This window comes from Serratia sp. root2 (assembly GCF_031931805.1).
Lineage (GTDB): Bacteria > Pseudomonadota > Gammaproteobacteria > Enterobacterales > Enterobacteriaceae > Serratia > Serratia inhibens.
Genome location: NZ_JAUJXB010000001.1, coordinates 2,164,161 through 2,183,673, shown reverse-complemented (window position 1 = coordinate 2,183,673; position 19,513 = coordinate 2,164,161). Strand labels below are relative to the sequence as shown.

General features: G+C 47.6%; 13 protein-coding genes. All 13 read left to right on the top strand.

The features are described from left to right. Positions 1-113: 113 nt before the first annotated feature. Positions 114-3,092: a beta strand repeat-containing protein gene (locus QZQ97_RS10000; RefSeq protein ID WP_311993301.1), complete on the top strand. Its 2,979-nt coding sequence runs from the start codon at positions 114-116 to the stop codon at positions 3,090-3,092. Positions 3,093-3,479: 387 nt separating this feature from the next. Further along, a complete protein-coding gene (locus tag QZQ97_RS09995) occupies positions 3,480-5,246 on the top strand; it encodes a type I secretion system permease/ATPase (protein WP_311993300.1) in 1,767 nt (588 codons plus the stop codon). Positions 5,247-5,302: 56 nt separating this feature from the next. Continuing rightward, positions 5,303-6,634, top strand: a complete 1,332-nt coding sequence (locus QZQ97_RS09990) for an HlyD family type I secretion periplasmic adaptor subunit (RefSeq protein ID WP_311993299.1) — start codon at positions 5,303-5,305, stop codon at positions 6,632-6,634. 2 nt (positions 6,635-6,636) lie between these two features. Then, entirely contained in the window at positions 6,637-8,013 is a 1,377-nt protein-coding gene (locus QZQ97_RS09985) for a TolC family outer membrane protein (protein WP_311993298.1), read from the top strand. 301 nt (positions 8,014-8,314) lie between these two features. Beyond that, positions 8,315-9,739 (top strand): mannose-1-phosphate guanylyltransferase/mannose-6-phosphate isomerase, encoded by a 1,425-nt coding sequence (locus tag QZQ97_RS09980; protein ID WP_212559129.1) that lies wholly within the window; start codon positions 8,315-8,317, stop codon positions 9,737-9,739. 15 nt (positions 9,740-9,754) lie between these two features. Continuing rightward, a complete protein-coding gene (cpsG, locus tag QZQ97_RS09975; RefSeq protein ID WP_311993297.1) occupies positions 9,755-11,122 on the top strand; it encodes a phosphomannomutase CpsG in 1,368 nt (455 codons plus the stop codon). A gap of 125 nt (positions 11,123-11,247) precedes the next feature. Next, positions 11,248-12,270, top strand: coding sequence for a UDP-glucose 4-epimerase GalE (galE, locus tag QZQ97_RS09970; RefSeq protein WP_311993296.1), 1,023 nt, complete (start codon positions 11,248-11,250; stop codon positions 12,268-12,270). A 505-nt stretch (positions 12,271-12,775) separates the two neighbouring features. Further along, positions 12,776-13,663, top strand: a complete 888-nt coding sequence (gene galU, locus QZQ97_RS09965) for a UTP--glucose-1-phosphate uridylyltransferase GalU (protein WP_311993295.1) — start codon at positions 12,776-12,778, stop codon at positions 13,661-13,663. A 347-nt stretch (positions 13,664-14,010) separates the two neighbouring features. Further along, entirely contained in the window at positions 14,011-14,778 is a 768-nt protein-coding gene (locus tag QZQ97_RS09960) for an ABC transporter permease (protein WP_311993294.1), read from the top strand. Beyond that, positions 14,778-15,518 (top strand): ABC transporter ATP-binding protein, encoded by a 741-nt coding sequence (locus QZQ97_RS09955; protein WP_020438762.1) that lies wholly within the window; start codon positions 14,778-14,780, stop codon positions 15,516-15,518. The genes QZQ97_RS09960 and QZQ97_RS09955 overlap by 1 nt, the downstream gene beginning before the upstream one ends. Before the next feature lie 34 nt (positions 15,519-15,552). Continuing rightward, positions 15,553-17,448 carry a DUF4422 domain-containing protein gene (locus QZQ97_RS09950; RefSeq protein WP_311993293.1) on the top strand — a complete coding sequence of 632 codons (1,896 nt, stop codon included), beginning with the start codon at positions 15,553-15,555 and terminating at the stop codon, positions 17,446-17,448. A gap of 7 nt (positions 17,449-17,455) precedes the next feature. Continuing rightward, positions 17,456-18,610 (top strand): UDP-galactopyranose mutase, encoded by a 1,155-nt coding sequence (glf, locus tag QZQ97_RS09945; protein WP_311993292.1) that lies wholly within the window; start codon positions 17,456-17,458, stop codon positions 18,608-18,610. Beyond that, complete coding sequence (locus QZQ97_RS09940; protein WP_311993291.1) at positions 18,607-19,503, top strand: glycosyltransferase; 897 nt, start codon at positions 18,607-18,609, stop codon at positions 19,501-19,503. The genes glf and QZQ97_RS09940 overlap by 4 nt, the downstream gene beginning before the upstream one ends. Positions 19,504-19,513 lie beyond the last annotated feature (10 nt).

Sequence of the window (19,513 nt, the reverse complement as noted above, 5' to 3'; positions counted from 1 at the left end):
TAAATTTTTTTATTTATTACTTTTTTATTTATTACCGTTAAAGCTGGCCTTTTTAATGTCGGCAGGCGTCGTAATCTTGTGATTGTACAAATAATGCATCCAAGGGGGATGTTATGGCTTCTCTAGTTTCTCAATACGAATCTGCAGCGATTTACTACGCTGTTTTGGGTAAGAACGCATCTTCGAGTACGATTGATTACTTTGCGCAACAATTGCAGGTAGGCACCCGGACTGATGTGCAATTCATTGATGTATTGCTTTCTTCAGCTGATGGTACAGCGCGTTATGGTACCAAGACGCCTACTGAAATTCTCCAAACTATTTATACTAATATTCATGGCGTTGCAGCTTCTGCAGGTGTTCTTTCTGCGTTACTTGCAACGGGTGACAGTGTAGGGACCATTGTCAATAACCTGATTGATGATTTGACAGGTTATTTGGGGTCTGACAGTGCAACGCTCACGCAGCAAACATTCTTCGATACCAAAATAAAATCTGCTTTATTCCCTTCTTCTTCAACGGGTTCTGCGGGCAGCGGGGCGTCTGATGTTGCGGCGATTTACCATGTACTTGGCGCAGGGCTATCAACGTCAGGTCTGAACTATTGGGGGGGGGTACTCAATGCTGGTACTGCCACCATCGACAAAGTTGCCCAAGCATTTGTGAATGATCGTTCCTACCTTAGTTCGTTGAGCAATGAAGACTTCATAGCACGCATTTTCCAGGCAGGCTTTGAACGTGCGCCGACGGCATCTGAGGCGGCAAGTTACCTGGCACAACTGGAAGGCGGCGCAACGAGAGGTAACATCGTTGTCGATCTTATTGAAGCCTTGCGTGGGAGTGTTGCTCCTACAGATTCGACCGCTCAAGCGCATTTTAATGCAATCACAAGCGTTTATTCACCGGGTCAACTGCCTGCACTGAATATTCAAGAACAAGTTGCGGCGATCTACCTCGGCGTACCTGAGCGTGGTATTGACGCACAGGCATTGGACACTTGGGGCAAAATTCTTTCCTCAGGCAGCCTGACAGCCATTTCGTTGACAGCTAAGCTGCTGAACTCCAAGGAGTTTCAGCTGAAGGGCGCTCAGTTGACTGGCGATGCTTTTATCCAACATGTTTACACCGCTGTTCATGGCGTTGCTGCGACAGCAGGACAATTGGCGGCATACAGTGGTTTAGGCAGTGATAAGTCAGTCATTACTCAGGCGATTATTAATGATTTGCGTAACTCTATCGCTACAGATGATACCACTGTAACTCAACAGCATGCTTTTGAGGCCGATATTGGTAACAGCCTGCTTTATAAAACTGCAGCGAACTTAACCGTTACTGCGGCAGGTGGCAATGCTACCGGAACAGTAAATACAGGCAGCAGCCATGTTTTGAGCAATGCTGAAACAGCCGTATTGACGAATGCAGTGCTGAATGCGGGGGCTGCGGCCGCTGTGAATCTGAAGTTCGCCGATCATCTGGCGAATCTGACCATTAACGGTACCAGCGCAGCAACGGTCAACCTGTCAGACAACGGGGTTAACCCGGGTGTTGATATCACAGTAAATAACGGCAACGTAATCCTTAACGCCAGCTCCGGCGCGGATGATGTGCTGGTAACCGCTACGGCGGCGGTCAATACCGGTACCGGTGATTTCAATCTGGGTGCAGGGAATGACTCGCTGAAATGGTTGGGCAATGCTGCGGTTGGTGGTGCTAATACCGTAGGTGCAGGCATTTCCGGCAATGGCGGCGCTGGTATTGACACTATCTCCGCAAACTTCATTACCAAGAATGTCGTGATGTCAGGCAACGCCGTTGTGCGTACCGCGACTATCAGCAGTAACTCTGCTCAGTTCAGCAACTTTGAGAAGCTGGATTTGGCCGGTTACATTGGTAAAGCAACGGTAAGCAGCGGTTCTACTGCAGCAAACCATACCTTTGACTTTGGTGTGCTGACTGGCAATGCCGTATCGGAATCCAGCACCACAGGGCTGACCAATAACGTCGTTCAGGCTGCAACCTCTAACATCGGTTCACAAGGCTTCGTACTCTCTGGCCTGGCTGAAGCGGTGAAAGTGATTAACGCCGCCGGCGGTAACTCGGCGCAACTGGAAGTGACGGGTAATGCGACTGCGGCAAGCAGTGTGGAAATTACTTTCCTGCAGAATGCGACCAATCACTTTGATGTCAATTTTACCGCTACAAGCTCTTCTGATGTGAACGCTGGCTCTCTGGCGTTGAACAGCAGCAGTAGCCTGTTGTTACCAACGGCGTTGACCGACGTGAACATCGCCTCTGGCGGCACCGGTGATTTCGACAACATTCTGGCGCTGACCGGGACCAATGCTCAGGTACAAAACATCACCGTTACCGGCGATCACTTGCTTGACCTGACTCTGGGTAGCGGGTACAGCAACGTGCGTGATATCGATGCATCGGCCAACACTGGCGGCCTGAATCTTGATTCAAGCCACGGCGGTACCGGCGACGGTATCATCATTCAGCTGCTGAACATTCTGCCGCTGAGTGGTGTCACTACCGCACTGCTGGCGCCGGTTCTGACGGCTCTGGGTCTGAATGGTTACCAACTGACTGTGGAAGGCTCTACAGCTGCCGACAACCTGGCGGCGATCGGCAATACCACGTTGACCGGTGGGAGTGGTGCAAATACCTTCGAAGCGAAGGCCAGTAATACTCAGGCCGGTATCACCATCTCCGATTTTGACAGCACCAAAGACAAGATTGTCGACGTAGCTTCTGCCTTGACAATTTCCGGCGATACCAGCGGCACTGCGGTGGCGGATTACGGCACTCGTGCTTCCGATACGCTGGATGCTCTGCTGGGTACCCTGGTTGGCGGTCTGACCAACGGCGTTATCGGGCTGTTGGGCGGTATCCTCGGTCTGGACAGCAGTAACTCGTTGACCGCTAAAGTCGGCGTGGCATCCGTGGTGTTCGGCGGTGCAGGCGACAATGCCAGCTCCTACGTGATTGTCGATAACAACGATAACCACGCTCTGGACCTCGGCGACAGCGTTGTTTACCTGACGGGTCAAAACCATCAGCAACTGATTGATACTTTGCATTACGCATGAGTGTAAACTCCGCAGAGTAATAGTTGCTATGGAAACTGTTAGTTATTAAATAATACGGGGAGGGTAAATCTCCCCGTTTTTTAATTTGTGAGCTGCGTCATCACCTCCGTCTTATTTCTCTTCTAAATAATCCCACTTTATTCATCATGCCTTTCATCTTCTTGTTTTCACTGGTTTTAGCGCGGCCGGTTGCGAGAGGTTTTTTTCATGCTCCACCTTGCCGATATCCACTTTCTCTACCTATAGTTAAAAAAAAGTATCTGCAGTCTCGAGCATGTTTGGGGTGAGCCTTCTTTAGGATTTTTTTTATTTTTTCCTTTTTAGGAATTTCCTTAGAAGAAATCAATGCGGATTGGACTGACAGTGCACATGATGTAAGGGCAGAAAGTGAACCAATTTATACCGCGTAATGAAATTGCGGATGTTATACGGACTCGCAGCAAAATTTTCTGGACCGTTGGCATATTTACCGCATTTATTAATTTGTTAATGCTCGTTCCCTCGATCTATATGCTCCAGGTGTATGATCGTGTGCTTCCGTCGGGCAACGAGATCACGTTGCTGATGTTAACGCTGATTATGCTGGGCATGTTCGGTATGATGGCGTTATTAGAGTATGTCCGCAGCATGGTGGTTATCCGTATCGGTAGCCAGTTGGATATGCGCTTGAATACCCGCATTTATACTGCGGCGTATGAGGCAAATCTTAAAAATGGCTCTTCCGATGCAGGGCAGATGCTGGGTGATTTAACTACCGTTCGCCAATTCCTTACCGGCAGCGCTTTATTCGCTTTCTTCGATGCGCCCTGGTTCCCGATCTATCTGCTGGTGATTTTCCTGTTCAATCCTTGGCTTGGTTTGTTTGCGCTGGTGGGATCGTTGTTGCTGATCGCCCTGGCGGTTATCAACGAAATGGTTTCCAAGAAACCTTTGGGCGAGGCGAGCAAGCTGTCGATCATGTCCAGCAGCCTGGCGAGCACCAATTTGCGCAATGCCGAGGTGATCGAGGCATTGGGCATGTTGCCCAATCTGAAACAGCGCTGGTTTACATTGCACCAGCGCTTCCTCAATAGCCAACGAGTGGCCAGCGAACGCGCCACCACCGTTACCTCAATCACCAAGTTTGTTCGTCTCTCGCTGCAATCATTGGTGCTGGGGTTGGGCGGATGGTTGGCGATTGATGGCCACATTACTCCCGGAATGATGATTGCCGGTTCTATTCTGATGGGGCGCACGCTGGCACCGATTGAACAGGTGATCAACGTCTGGAAAAGCTGGAGCTCAGCCAAGCTCTCCTACCAACGCCTGGTAAAATTGCTTGATAAGCACCCGCCACGCGGTTTGGGCATGTCGTTGCCTCGGCCTGTAGGTGTCATCTCGGTAGAAGGCGTAACCGCCACGCCGCCGGGATCCAAAGCCGATGCGGTATTGCATAACGTCAGCTTTGCCATTCAACCGGGCGACGTGCTGGGGATTATTGGGCCAAGCGCTTCCGGTAAATCCACGTTGGCGCGTTTGCTGGTCGGTATTTGGCCAGTAAGCGAAGGCATTGTACGGCTTGATAACGCCGACATTTACCAATGGAACAAAGACGAATTGGGGCCCTATATCGGCTACCTGCCGCAGGACATTGAACTGTTCGCCGGCACCATTGCCGAGAATATCGCGCGTTTTAACGCTATCGATTCAGAGAAAGTGATTGAGGCCGCCAAACTGGCTGGCGTGCATGAACTGATTCTGCGTTTCCCTAATGGTTATGATTCGGTCATCGGCAACGGTGGCGCAGGGCTGTCTGGTGGGCAGAAACAGCGCATTGGCTTGGCACGTGCGCTGTATGGCGATCCTTCCCTGATCGTGTTGGACGAACCTAACTCCAACCTGGATGATGCCGGTGAAAAGGCGCTGAATCAGGCGATTCTGTTCCTTAAGCAACGGAATAAAACGGTGATTCTGATTACCCATAGAACCAATCTGCTGTCGATGACCAGCAAGTTGTTGCTGTTGGTGAACGGCACCGTCAATGCGTTTGGCCCAACTCAACAGGTGTTGCAGGCGCTGGCGAATGCTCAGAAAGCGCAGGCTCCGCAGCCAGCGGTTCGTGCAGTCAATTCCGAGCCGGACGAAGGCAATATCCCAAAAACTCAAATTAATTAAGCTGTGAACTTGCCGGGCGGCGCTGAAATGCGTCGTCTGCAGTCAAAGGAGTTGGTATGTCTACGCACATTGGCGAGCCGCAAGACTCGTATTCAGAGCAGATCCCTCAGGACGAGCGGCGTTTCACCCGCATGGGATGGCTAGTGGTTGGGTTTGGCCTGTTTGGCTTTTTCGCCTGGGCAGCATTTGCGCCTCTGGATAAAGGGGTTGCGACACCTGGGTCCGTTACCGTCTCCGGTAACCGTAAAACGGTGCAGGCACCGGCCAGTGGCATTATCACAAATATCGCAGTTAAAGAAGGTGATAAGGTTAAAGCCGGCGAAGTCCTGGTGCAATTGAGCCAGGTGCAGGCACAGGCTCAGGTCGCTTCGCTGCGGGACCAGTACTACACCACGCTGGCTTCGGAAGGGCGGTTACTCGCCGAGCGAGATGGATTAAGCAAAGTCACTTTTTCCCCCGTTTTTGAGCAAATCAAAGATCAGCCACGCGTTGCCGAAATTATTGCATTGCAAACACAGTTGTTTTCTTCCCGGCGCCTGGGGCTGCAAAGCGAAATTGACGGCTATAAGCAGTCAATGGATGGCATGCGTTTCCAGTTAAAAGGCCTGCAGGACTCACGGGTTAACAAACAGATCCAGCTTTCGAGTCTGCGCGAGCAGATGAACAGCATGAAACAGCTGGCTGCGGACGGCTATTTGCCGCGCAACCGCTATCTGGAAGTTCAGCGCCAGTTTGCCGAGGTGAACAGCAGTATCGATGAAACCGTTGGGCGGATTGGCCAAGTGCAAAAACAATTGCAGGAGTCTCAGCAGCGGATCGATCAACGCTTTGCCGATTATCAGCGTGAAGTCAGAACCCAATTGGCACAAACCCAAATGGATGCCAGTGAATTCAAAAATAAGCTTGAAATGGCGAATTTTGAGCTCGGCAACACGGCGATCACTTCGTCGGTAGATGGCACCGTGGTCGGATTAAGCATCTTTACTCAGGGGGGCGTCGTGGGAGCGGGTGACCACCTGATGGATGTTGTACCCAGCCAGGCTACGCTGGTGGTGGATTCTCGCCTGAAAGTAGAGTTGGTAGATAAAGTGTACAACGGGTTGCCGGTAGATTTGATGTTTACCGCTTTCAACCAAAACAAGACCCCAAAAATTCCGGGAACGGTAACGTTGGTTTCCGCCGATAGGCTGGTGGATAAGGCCAACGGCGAACCCTACTACCAGATGCAAGTCACGGTAACGCCTGAAGGCATGAAGATGCTGAGTGGGGAGGACATCAAACCAGGCATGCCTGTTGAGGTGTTCGTGAAGACGGGGTCGCGCTCACTGTTGAGTTATCTGTTTAAACCTATTTTGGATCGCGCTCATACTTCTTTAACCGAGGAATAATTTTGATTCAATTTAAACGACAGGTTGCTGGCCTTGCTATCAGTACCCTCTTGTTTGCGATATCTGCGCCGGTTCATTCGATAGGGATTCTAGACGCATATTCGCTGGCACTTGAAAAAGATCCGACCTTCCGGGCGGCCATAAAAGAGAAAGAGGCAGGAGACGAAAACGAAAATATCGGCAGGGCGGGGCTGCTGCCGAAGATATCGGGCAATTACCAGAACTCGCCGAGAAACTGGCAGACGCAAAAGTATCCGTCGAGTGACATTTTTGGCAATGTTAGCGAAGTCACCCAGCGCAGGCAGTATCGCAGCTATTCCAGCTCGATTACGCTGACACAACCGTTGTTCGACTATGAGGCTTATGCCCGTTACAAAGCCGGCGTGGCGCAAACACTGATGTCGGATGAGCGCTATCGCAGCAAGTTTCTGGATTTGGCGGTGCGGGTGATTTCTGCCTACGTGGAGGTGGCGTACTCGAAAGACCAGATCGCGTTGGCCTCCGCGCAGAAGGCGGCTTATAAAGAGCAGTTGGCGCTGAACGATCGTTTAATGGGAGCGGGTGAAGGCACCATTACCGACGTTTCGGAGACTCAGGCTCGTTACAGCCTGGCCGAGGCGCAGGAGATTGAAGCGCGTGATGCGTTGGATGCCGCCCAGCGCGAGCTGGAGGTGATTATTGGTGTTCCGCTCAACCAACTGGATGAGTTGCAAACGTTGCGCCCAGGGAAATTCCAGGTGGCACCGCTAATCCCTTCCAGGTTTGAAGAATGGCAAAAGATCGCTCTGGAAAATAACCCGACGTTGGCGGCGTCGCGCCACGGCGTTGATGCGGCGAAATATGAAGTGGAAAGAAATCGCGCAGGTTTTATACCCCAGGTGCAGCTTTACGCCTCACATTCGGAAAATGACTCCAGCAGCGATAACACGGTTAATCAAAAATATCGCACCGACAGCATTGGTGTGCAGGTCAGCGTACCCATCTACGCCGGGGGCGGCGTTTCGGCGTCAACCCGACAGGCTGCCGCACGTTATGGGCAGGCAATGTATGAAATGGATGCCCAGACGGGCACCACGCTGAATGATTTACGCAAGCAGTTCAACCTGTGCATCAGCAGCCGTGCCAAGCTGGCTGCCTACGAGTTGGCGGTCAAGTCCGCGACCACTCAGGTCACGGCTACTCGGCAAAGCGTGTTGGCGGGGCAACGCGTCAACGTCGATGTACTTAACGCGGAACAACAATTATACAGCGCGCAAAAGGACCTGGCGTCGGCGAAATATACCTATATCAAGGCTTGGATCACCCTGCTAAGTGATTCAGGTACCCTGGATGAGCATGATGTGAAACGCGTGGCTCAGTATTTTTTCCATAATCGCTAGAGAATTTCCGCTGCGTAGTGACCATGAGTATTAATCTGAAAGAGCAGCGCCAAGCTGCTCTTTTTTGCATGAATACGTTATGTTAGCTGTCAATAGTGCTTCTATCGTCACCCTGGATGGCCCATTTTTCGATGAATGTACTCGCATACCTCTTTTGAGCTCCAGCCAGCTCCGGGGAAGCGTTGGTTTTGGCATAACAAACGTAACTGTGTGTAGATAAAGGGCTTTTATAGTGAAGGGATCCGCTGGCGATAAATGGCGCACTCGTTTATGAGAAAGACAACTGAGTAAAGGGTTAATAATGGCAAAACTAATTCCTGTGGTTATGGCTGGCGGTACTGGTAGCCGGCTGTGGCCGCTGTCGCGCGAATCGTTTCCCAAGCAATTTTTATCCATTGATGACAGTGGATTTAGCCTGTTGCAACAAACTCTGCAACGTTTATCCGGGCTCGATGGCGTGGAAGTCGCCGCCCCATTGGTTATTTGCAATGAGGGGCATCGTTTTTTAGTCGCTGAACAACTGCGTGAAATCGATCAACTTGCGACCAATATCATTTTAGAGCCCGTTGGGCGCAACACTGCCCCAGCCGTAGCGCTGGCAGCACATTTGGCGGCGGAAGAAGATGAGGACAGCATGCTGCTGGTGTTGGCAGCCGACCATCTGATTAAAAAAATTGATAATTTCCACTCGGCGATAAAAACCGCAATTCAACATGCCACCGAAGATAATTTGGTGACGTTCGGCATCATTCCCGGACATCCGGAAACCGGTTACGGTTATATCAAGCGCGGTAAGGCTCTTTCTAACGAATGCTTCAAGGTTGACTCGTTTGTTGAAAAACCTTGTCTGGAGAAAGCTGTCGAGTATCTGGCCAGCGGCGAGTATAGCTGGAACAGCGGTATGTTTATGTTTAAAACGGCCAAATTCCTGCAGGAGCTGCAACAATTTAGCCCGGAAATATTTAACACTACGCAGCAGTCCGTTGCTGACAGCCAGCGTGATATGAATTTTATCCGCGTTGATCAGGAAATATTCAAGCACTGCCCAAGCGACTCAATTGACTATGCGGTCATGGAAAAAACGCGTGATGCGGTCGTCATTCCTATCGATGCCGGCTGGAGCGATGTGGGGTCTTGGTCATCTTTATGGGAGGTTTCCGAAAAAGATGGCTTGGGGAATGTAAACGTTGGGCAGATTATCTCCATCGATTCCAACAATAACTACATCTCCTCGGATTCTGCTCTTGTGGCGACCATCGGTTTGGACGATTTGATCGTAATCAACACCAATGATGCGTTGTTAATCTCGACTAAAGATCGCGTTCAAGATGTCAAAAAAGTGGTTGATGAACTGAAGAAACGCAATCTTCATCACTTCCGCCAACATTCCTCGTCTTATCGCCCATGGGGCAAGATCTGCGATATCGACAGCGGCGAGCATTTCCAGGTCAAAAAGATCATTGTCCGTCCCGGCGAAGGGCTGTCAGTACAGCGTCATCTTCATCGCGCAGAACACTGGGTGGTCGTCAGTGGCACGGCAAAAGTGAATGTTGAAGATAAAGAATTCTTTTTATCGGAAAATCAATCCACATTCATCCCGGCCGGCAGCGTTCACACGCTGGAGAATCCTGGGAAAATCGATCTTGAAATTATTGAAGTTCGATCGGGGTTTTACCTTGAAGAAGATGACATCGAGCGTTTACACGATCGGTATGGCAGAGTTTAATTAAAGGGTTTGGCGATGGAAAAGTTAACGTGTTTTAAAGCTTATGACGTGCGCGGTAAATTAGGTGAAGAATTAAATGATGATATTGCCTACCGCATAGGGCGTGCTTATGGCGAGTTTTTAAAGCCAAAGACCATTGTTTTGGGCAGTGATGTGCGCCTGACCAGCGAAAGCTTGAAGCTGTCGTTGGCAAAGGGTTTGCAGGACGCTGGCACTGATGTTATCGATATTGGCATGACAGGCACTGAAGAAGTCTATTTTGCGACTTCTCACCTGAAAGCTGACGGCGGCGTGGAAGTGACGGCGAGCCATAATCCCATCGACTATAACGGAATGAAGTTGGTTCGCGAAGGTTCACGCCCGATCAGCGGAGATACCGGATTACGGGCAATTCAGGAGCTGGCGGAAACCAATCAGTTCCCTGCACCGGTCGCTACGCGCGGTAGCTATGTGCGTCAGGACGTGCTGGCCGATTATGTTCAGCATGTGCTGTCTTATGTGAATACCGAAAACTTTAAGCCGTTGAAACTGGTTATCAACTCAGGAAACGGTGCGGCCGGGCATGCAATCGATGCGATTGAGGCATCTCTCAAAGCCCTGAATGTCCCATTGGAGTTTATTAAGGTCCATCATCAGCCGGACGGCACATTCCCGAACGGTATTCCTAACCCGTTATTGCCTGAGTGTCGTGCAGATACTGCCAATGCTGTGCGTGAACAGGGTGCAGATATGGGGATAGCGTTTGATGGCGACTTCGATCGTTGCTTCCTGTTTGATGAAAAAGGCGATTTCATCGAGGGTTACTATATTGTTGGCCTGCTGGCGGAAGCTTTTCTGCAAAAACAACCAGGGGCAAAAATCATTCATGATCCGCGCCTGAGCTGGAACACCATCGATGTTGTGAATAAAGCTGGCGGCGTGCCGGTGATGTCAAAAACGGGTCATGCGTTCATTAAGGAACGTATGCGCTCAGAAGATGCCATTTATGGTGGTGAAATGAGCGCCCATCATTATTTCCGCGATTTTGCTTATTGCGATAGCGGCATGATTCCGTGGTTGCTGGTGGCTGAACTGGTCTGTGTCAAGGGCCAGACGCTGGGGCAACTGGTGCAAGACCGAATTGCGGCTTACCCTTCCTCGGGAGAAATCAATATCAAACTGTCGCAGCCGGCAGCGTCAATTGAAAGCGTGAAGCAACATTATCTGGCCCAGGCTGGTGAGGTAGATTACACCGATGGGATCAGCATGGAATTTGCCGATTGGCGCTTTAACTTGCGTTCATCCAATACCGAACCGGTAGTTCGTCTCAACGTTGAGTCACGTGCGGATGTAGCGTTGATGCAAGAAAAAACAAACGAAATTTTGGCGATGCTGTCTCGCTGATATCATAACCACGATGTTGCATCAGAACAGGGCTGCTATTTGCAGCCCTGTTTGTTTGAATGAACGTCATGGGCGATAATCAAAATTTATATCTTTAGCGCCATAGGCGCGTATAAGGAGTTGTTATGGCGATTTTAGTCACTGGCGGTGCCGGTTATATTGGTTCTCATACCGTGCTGGCCTTGTTGGGGCGTGGCGAAGATGTTGTTGTGCTGGACAACCTGTCGAATTCATCAGAGGAGTCGTTGCACCGCGTCGAACAGTTGGCTGGTAAAGCGGCAAGGTTCTACCAAGGCGATATTCAGAATGGTGAATGTTTGCGCAATATCTTCGGCGAGAATAAGATTTCAGCCGTGATCCACTTTGCCGGTCTGAAAGCAGTCGGCGAGTCAACTCGCAAACCACTAGAATATTATCAAAATAATGTTTCTGGCACTCTGGTATTACTGGAAGAAATGCGTCGTGCAGGGGTGAGCAAGTTCATCTTCAGCTCTTCCGCAACGGTCTATGGCGCCAATTCCCCTGTTCCTTATGTTGAGACCACGCCGATCGGCGGTACTACCAGCCCTTACGGCACATCGAAACTGATGGTGGAGCAAATTCTGCAGGACTTCGCCAAGGCCGAACCTCAATTCTCCATTATTGCCCTGCGGTACTTCAATCCAGTGGGGGCCCATGAGTCGGGGATGATTGGTGAAGATCCAAACGGTATCCCAAATAACCTGTTGCCTTACATTTCTCAAGTTGCCATTGGTAAACTTGAAAAACTGGGTGTATTCGGTGGCGATTATCCGACTGAGGATGGTACCGGTGTGCGCGATTATATTCATGTTATGGATTTAGCCGAAGGGCACCTGATGGCGATGGACCACTTGGATAAGATTGAGGGGTTCAAAGCCTATAACTTGGGGGCTGGCGTTGGTTACTCTGTTTTAGCTATGGTACAGGCTTTTGAAAAGGCTTCAGGAGTGAACATCCCCTACCAAATTTTGCCGCGTCGTGATGGCGATCTGCCCGCATTTTGGGCTGATGCCAACCTGGCCCGTCAGGAGTTGGGTTGGGAAGTCCGCCGCGGAATTGATGATATGATGCGCGATACGTGGAATTGGCAAAAGAACAACCCGCAAGGGTACGGCAATAAACTCTAAGGCCGCACCAAGGTACATTGAATCTTCGAAAGCCCCTGTTTTGTGGGCTTTTTTTTTATTAACAGTACGCTGATATTTATAGCCTGTGGGGCTGAATAAATTGAGCAATAATCATTCTCAATAAACCGGGTTATTTGCAACATGAGTTACTATGTTTTGGCTATTTATTGTGATTGATATTTGTTCAAAAGCCGATGCTGTCTATATCTATATGCTTTACTCAATATTAGCGCCAAAATAGGCGCTGATTCTATTTTTTTTTATGTTTTTCATCGTCTTGCTTTGATTTTTTAGTTGTGTTCTGGCTAACTGATAGGCAAGTAGGTTGTCGTCTATGTGGTGTTAATGTATTAACCCTCAACATAGGTGTATACTTCAGCCCGAAGAAAATTGACATCATTTTTGGCAATACACCCAAGCCTGGCGAACGGAACGATGGGCCACAGCGGTAAACATTTGGTGTGTTGCGTTAATGAAACTAAAGTAGTTGGGAGTCTCCACAGAAATGCTTAAAGCTGTCATTCCCGTTGCAGGTCTTGGCACCCGCATGTTGCCGGCAACAAAGGCTATTCCGAAAGAAATGTTGCCAGTCGTTGACAAACCCCTCATCCAATACATCGTGAATGAATGTGTCGCTGCCGGCATTAAAGAAATTATTCTGGTAACTCATTCATCTAAAAATGCCATCGAGAATCATTTCGATACTTCCTTTGAACTGGAAAGCATGCTGGAGTCGCGTGTAAAGCGCCAACTGCTGGAGGAAGTTCAATCGATTTGCCCTAAGGGCGTCACGCTGATGCATGTCCGTCAGGGGCAATCCAAAGGCTTGGGGCATGCGATTCTTTGCGCTCGGCCTTTAATTGGCGATGAACCCTTTGCTGTGCTGCTGCCTGATGTTTTAATGGACGATGTTGCCAGCGACCTGAAAAGAGATAATCTGGCCAGTATGATAGCCCGTTTTGATCAGCACGGTCGCAGTCAGGTGATGGTTGAGCCGGTGCCAGATAAGGATGTTTCCAAATACGGGGTGGTGGATTGCCGAGGCGTTGCGGTCGCACCGGGTGAAAGTGTGCCAATGCACGCGATTGTAGAAAAACCAGCATTAGATGAAGCACCGTCCAACTTGGCAGTGGTAGGTCGCTATGTTTTGGCTGCGGATATTTGGCCTTTGCTTGAAAAAACGCCTTACGGTGCTGGCGGTGAGATTCAGCTTACCGATGCCATCGCTATGCTAATGGAACAACAGCCGGTCGATGCTTTTGCTTTGGTGGGGCGTTCTCATGATTGTGGCGATAAATTGGGTTATATGAAAGCGTTCGTAGAGTATGGCGTTCGTCATCCTGTGCAGGGAACTGCATTCGCCGAGTGGTTAAAGGGCATGCTGCAGGGCTGAGTTTTGCAGGGATTTGATGGTGAATCCAGCCTATTCCTAAAGCAATAGGGTGCGGTTGGATGTAACTTAGCGAGCACCAAGACCCGCAATAGGGAGGCTGTTGGGGCCACGATAGCGAAAGCGAGTAGGGGCGTCCGTTTAATAAAAATCAGTGAGTTATCTCAAGTGTACTCTGGTTGCAGCAACGCCAGGGGCGGTAGCGTGGTTTAAAATATCGTTTAAAATTATGCAGTACTTGATTCCTTCGAGCCAGTCGTAGGTAAGTGTTTCTCATCAAGAACAGCACCGGTTGAAATGCTATTACGTTTCAGATGTTAGGGAATTTTAATCTTAAATCGAGTTTTTATATGAAGTATAGTCTAGGTTACCTCTGGGATTTGGCCACGGTCATTACAGAGAAAGAATTAAAAGTAAGATATAAAAGTAGTTTCTTTGGCTATTTATGGTCAATTGCTAACCCATTGCTGTTTGCCATGATCTACTATTTTATATTTAAGTTAGTCATGCGGGTTCAAATCCCTAACTATACTATTTTTATTATTACCGGTCTTTTCCCTTGGCAATGGTTTGCCAGTTCAACGTCAAACTCGTTACACTCTTTTCTAGCAAATGCTCAAATCATCAAAAAAACCGTTTTTCCTCGTTCGGTGATTCCATTCAGTAATGTGTTAATGGAGTGTTTGCATTTTTTATGTACGATTCCAGTCATTATCGTATTTCTCTATGTCTACGATATGCGGCCATCCATTGATTGGCTTTGGGGTGTTCCCTTAATCGGTTTGGCACAAATGATGATGACTTTCGGTATTGCCATGATGTTGTCAACATTGAATCTTTTTTTCCGCGATTTGGAGCGGTTTGTGACGTTGGGCATTATGCTGATGTTCTATTGTACTCCAATTCTCTATTCCGGAGATATGATTCCCAAAGAGTACAAATTCCTGATTGATTATAATCCTCTGGCCAATATGATATTGAGCTGGCGTGATCTGTTCATGAATGGTGTCATCGATTATCAACAGGTCGGCATGCTATACGGATATGCACTGTTGTTTATTATCATTGGCGTTAGTATATTCAATAAGCTGAAGTACAGGTTTGCAGAGATTCTATAATGAGCATAGCTATCGAATTTAAAAATGTTACTAAGCGCTATCCATTATATCATCATATTGGATCTGGCATTAAAGAGTTAATTTTTAACCCGCGCCGCGCGTTCAACCTGCTACGGGGACGCAGTTATTTGGCTATTGGCGACATTAGTTTTCAGGTTCAAAAGGGCGAATCAGTTGCGCTGATAGGCCGAAACGGTGCAGGAAAAAGTACCTCTTTGGGGCTTGTAGCCGGTGTGATGCGGCCTACCTCTGGTACGGTTAGCGTACAAGGGCGCGTGGCTTCCATGTTGGAGTTGGGGGGCGGTTTCCATCCTGAATTGACCGGCCGTGAAAATATCCGCCTCAATGCAACTTTATTAGGACTGCGCCGTAAGGAGTTGAAGGAAAGACTCGACAAGATTATTGAGTTCTCCGAGTTGGGGGATTTCATTGATGAACCTATTCGTGTTTATTCCAGCGGTATGTTGGCTAAGTTAGGTTTTTCTGTGATCACCCAAGTTGACCCTGATATTCTCATTATCGATGAGGTTTTGGCTGTGGGGGATATTTCATTCCAACGCAAATGCTTAAATACCATCAGTGAGTTTAAGGCAAAAGGTGTCACTATTCTTTTTGTGAGTCATAATCTTGCCGACGTTGAGAAAATTTGTGACAAGGTCATTTGGATAGAAAACCATAAGATGAGAGAAATTGGAGATGCTAAAACGGTTATCTCTCATTATAAAGAGGCAATGGCTTGATGTTTATGAACAAGGTAACCTTTAGGTAATGCAAATGAGTAATATTAAAATTTACACTTGTCACCATAAGCCAAGCGCTTTTCTTGACTCTACGTTAATCCAACCGATTCATGTAGGAAAGGCAAATAGTTTAAATGAGATTGGTTGCCCAGGTGATGATACTGGCGATAATATTTCATTCAAAAATCCGTTCTACTGTGAGCTAACGGCCCATTATTGGGTGTGGAAAAATGCCGCTCCAGCTGATTATATCGGCTTTATGCATTATCGCCGTCATTTCAATTTTTCTGAAGATCAACATGCTCCGGAAGATAATTGGGGTGTGGTCAATTATGAAAAAATTGACGAGCAGTACCAACGCCAATACGGATTAAACGACACCGATATTATCAAATGTTTAGCAGATGTTGATGTTGTTTTGCCAAAAAAATGGGATGTCAACGCTGCGGGTAGCAAAAATAACTACCAACACTATAAAGTATCCAACTATCTTCATATTGAAGACTATGATGCAGCATTGGAAGTTCTGGAGGAACTTTATCCAGAGTATAAGAGTGCGGCAGATAAATTTAATAACGCATCGGATGGTTATTACACAAATATGTTTGTTATGCGGAAGGACATATTTGAGGACTATTCGGAATGGTTGTTCGCCATTCTTGATAAGTTAGAAGGAAAAATCCGTTTTAAAAATTATAACAATCAAGAAAAACGGGTTGTTGGTCATATTGCAGAAAGATTGCTAAACATTTATATCAACTATCAAATTGATAAGCGCAGCTTAAAAATAAAAGAGTTACAACGTACGTTTATTCAGCAGGAAACTTTTAATGCAAAATTGAAGCCTGCATTTCCTGTCAAAAATGTGCCAGTAGTGATCTGTTTTGATAATAACTATGCGATTAGCGGTGGGGCGTTGATTCACTCCATTATTGTCAATGCCAATCCGGAACTGAATTACGATCTGGTGGTGTTGGAAAATGGTGTTTCTTTTGCCAACAAAGAACGCTTTTTCTCATTAGTTTCCAAACATGAAAATATTAGCCTGCGTTTCTTTGACGTTAATGCTTTCAGTGAAATAAAAAGCGTGTTTACTCGAGCGCACTTTAGTGCTGCAACCTATGCCCGTTTATTTATTCCGAAACTTTTTTCTGATTTTGAAAAAGTTATCTTTATCGATTCCGATACCGTCGTGGAAAGCGATCTGGCGGAATTGATGACGGTCCCGTTGGAAGATAATCTGGTTGCTGCAGTAAAAGATATTGTAATGGAAGGTTTCGTCATGTTTGGCGCAATGTCGCAATCCAGCGATGGTGTGATGCCTGCGGAACAATATTTATCAAGCTCACTGGGTATGGCTAATCCGGATGGTTATTTTCAGGCCGGGATTTTAGTATTCAATATCGCTCAGATGAATAGAGAGAATACCTTTTCCAGTCTGATGGATGCCCTGAAAAGCAAAACTTATTGGTTCCTGGATCAGGATATTATGAATCAGGTATTCCATGGGCGTGTGCATTATCTTCCATTAGAATGGAACGTATACCATGGCAACGGTAATACTGATGATTTCTTCCCGAACTTACGTTTTGCCACGTACATGAGTTTCCTCGAGGCACGTAAAAACCCTAAAATGATTCACTTTGCCGGGGAAAATAAGCCCTGGAATAATCGACATGTTGATTTCTTTGATAATTATCACAAAAATGTCGTAAATACACCCTGGGCATTTGAGAGTTATGAACGATTAGTTACTTCAGTGGCGCTCTCGGGTAGCACGCAGAAAGATCATCATGTACCCGTACTACATCTGACAAAGGTCAAAAGGTTACTAATGCCTGCCTTGAACAAGTTGGCACCAAAAGGAACCGTACGCCGCAACACATTGACGAAGTACTATTATAAAGTTAGACGCGTAATACTTGGGTAACATACTGATGAATAGCAAAAATGTTTTAATCGTTGGCGCTGGTTTCTCTGGCGCGGTTATTGGTCGTCAATTGGCCGAGCAAGGTCATAAAGTCCAAATCATAGACAGCCGCGAGCATATTGCAGGTAATTGCTATGATGCCCGTGATGAAAAAACGGATGTCATGGTACATACCTATGGCCCACATATTTTCCATACCGATAATGAGCGAGTGTGGAATTTTGTGAACCAATACGCCACCATGATGCCCTATGTGAACCGTGTAAAAGCTACGGTAAGCGGCCAGGTTTTCTCGTTACCTATTAATTTGCATACCATCAACCAGTTCTTTAAAAAGACCTGTTCGCCTGCAGAAGCGAAAGCATTAATTGCTGAAAAAGGCGACAGCAGCATAACGGATCCTCAGTCCTTTGAAGAGCAAGCATTGCGTTTTGTCGGTAAAGAACTGTATGAGGCCTTTTTCAAAGGTTACACCATCAAGCAGTGGGGAATGTCGCCTGCCCAATTGCCGGCTTCAATCTTGAAACGCTTACCGATTCGATTTAATTATGATGATAATTACTTCAATCATAAATTCCAGGGTATGCCGAAAGACGGTTACACCAGCATGATTGCGGGTATTCTTGATCATCCTAATATTTCGGTGTCTCTGGGGACTGAATACCAGACGGAAACACGTGCGCAATATGATCACGTGTTCTACAGTGGGCCGTTGGATGCTTTCTACGGTTTCCAGTTCGGCCGTCTGGGCTATCGGACCCTCGATTTTGAGCGTTTTACCGTGGAAGGGGACTACCAGGGGTGCGCCGTAATGAACTATTGCGAGCAAGAAGTGCCTTATACTCGTATTACAGAGCATAAATACTTCTCACCATGGGAACAACATGACGGATCAGTATGCTACAAAGAGTTCAGTCGGGCCTGTGAGGCGGATGATATCCCTTATTATCCTATCCGTCAGGTCGGTGAGATGAGCCTGTTGGAAAAGTATGTTGATTTGGCTGAGCAAGAAAAAAACATCACCTTTATCGGTCGTCTGGGGACTTATCGTTACCTGGATATGGATGTGACTATTGCCGAGGCGTTGAAAACGGCTGAGACTTATCTGGATAGTCTTGAAACAACACACTCAATGCCAGTGTTTACGGTCAGCGTAAGATGAATGCAACGGCGTTAATTGTTACTTTCAACCGATTGGAAAAACTAAAACACTGCTGGGCAGCGACGGCAGCGTTGCCCTTTCAGCACATTGTCATCGTTGATAACGCCTCTACCGACAATACTTTTGAATGGTTGAATGCAATTGATGATACGCGCCTTCATGTTATACGTGCCAAAAGCAACGGCGGAGGGGCTGGTGGCTTTAAACTGGGAAGCGAGTTTATTGCGGAGAACATAAGCACCGACTGGGTGTTTATGTTTGATGATGATGCTTACCCAACGGCAGGGCTGATCGAGAAATTTTCTGCCGTGGCTCAATCAGGCTACGATGCTTATTGTTGCCGCGTGGTGGATATGCAAGGGGCGTTGTGTAAAATGAACGTACCCTATAGAACCATGCCTACCTCGCTGGTGCAGACTATAGAGTATATTCTCAGGCCAAAAAGTTACCTCCCCGATGAGCAACATGCGTCTGAAGTGGTGACACTTTCATTTGTTGGCGCAATAATTCGCAAAGACGTTTTGAGCGCTAATCGCGAATCAATTTGGCCTGAGCTTTTTATTTATTATGATGATCTTTACTTCTCTTACAGGTTGAGTCAACGAGGGTATCGTATCCGATACTCACCCGAGCTGACGTTCTTGCATGATGTGCCGACTGTGAGTGTGGGGATCAACCCACCCTGGAAGGTCTACTATCTGGTAAGAAATCTGCTCCTTTCAAGGGCATTGTTCAGAAAACATGAAAGACCATACTCATTAGGTGCTATCGCACTGCGTATTGCAAAATATTTACTTTCTTTTACACCTCAAGAGCGTAAAGGGGAATATATTAGATATGTGGTTCGCGGTATTGTTGACGGTATATCAGGTAAAAATGGTAAACAACATTAGCCGGTAAGAG

What these genes read in the sequence shown, in the direction of transcription:
- galE (WP_311993296.1), top strand. Translation starts at nt 11,248, where the DNA reads ATGGCGATTTTAGTCACTGGCGGTGCCGGTTATATTGGTTCTCATACC.
- QZQ97_RS09950 (WP_311993293.1), top strand. Translation starts at nt 15,553, where the DNA reads ATGAGTAATATTAAAATTTACACTTGTCACCATAAGCCAAGCGCTTTT.
- QZQ97_RS09960 (WP_311993294.1), top strand. Translation starts at nt 14,011, where the DNA reads ATGAAGTATAGTCTAGGTTACCTCTGGGATTTGGCCACGGTCATTACA.
- QZQ97_RS09990 (WP_311993299.1), top strand. Translation starts at nt 5,303, where the DNA reads ATGTCTACGCACATTGGCGAGCCGCAAGACTCGTATTCAGAGCAGATC.
- QZQ97_RS10000 (WP_311993301.1), top strand. Translation starts at nt 114, where the DNA reads ATGGCTTCTCTAGTTTCTCAATACGAATCTGCAGCGATTTACTACGCT.
- QZQ97_RS09980 (WP_212559129.1), top strand. Translation starts at nt 8,315, where the DNA reads ATGGCAAAACTAATTCCTGTGGTTATGGCTGGCGGTACTGGTAGCCGG.
- QZQ97_RS09955 (WP_020438762.1), top strand. Translation starts at nt 14,778, where the DNA reads ATGAGCATAGCTATCGAATTTAAAAATGTTACTAAGCGCTATCCATTA.
- galU (WP_311993295.1), top strand. Translation starts at nt 12,776, where the DNA reads ATGCTTAAAGCTGTCATTCCCGTTGCAGGTCTTGGCACCCGCATGTTG.
- cpsG (WP_311993297.1), top strand. Translation starts at nt 9,755, where the DNA reads ATGGAAAAGTTAACGTGTTTTAAAGCTTATGACGTGCGCGGTAAATTA.
- QZQ97_RS09940 (WP_311993291.1), top strand. Translation starts at nt 18,607, where the DNA reads ATGAATGCAACGGCGTTAATTGTTACTTTCAACCGATTGGAAAAACTA.
- glf (WP_311993292.1), top strand. Translation starts at nt 17,456, where the DNA reads ATGAATAGCAAAAATGTTTTAATCGTTGGCGCTGGTTTCTCTGGCGCG.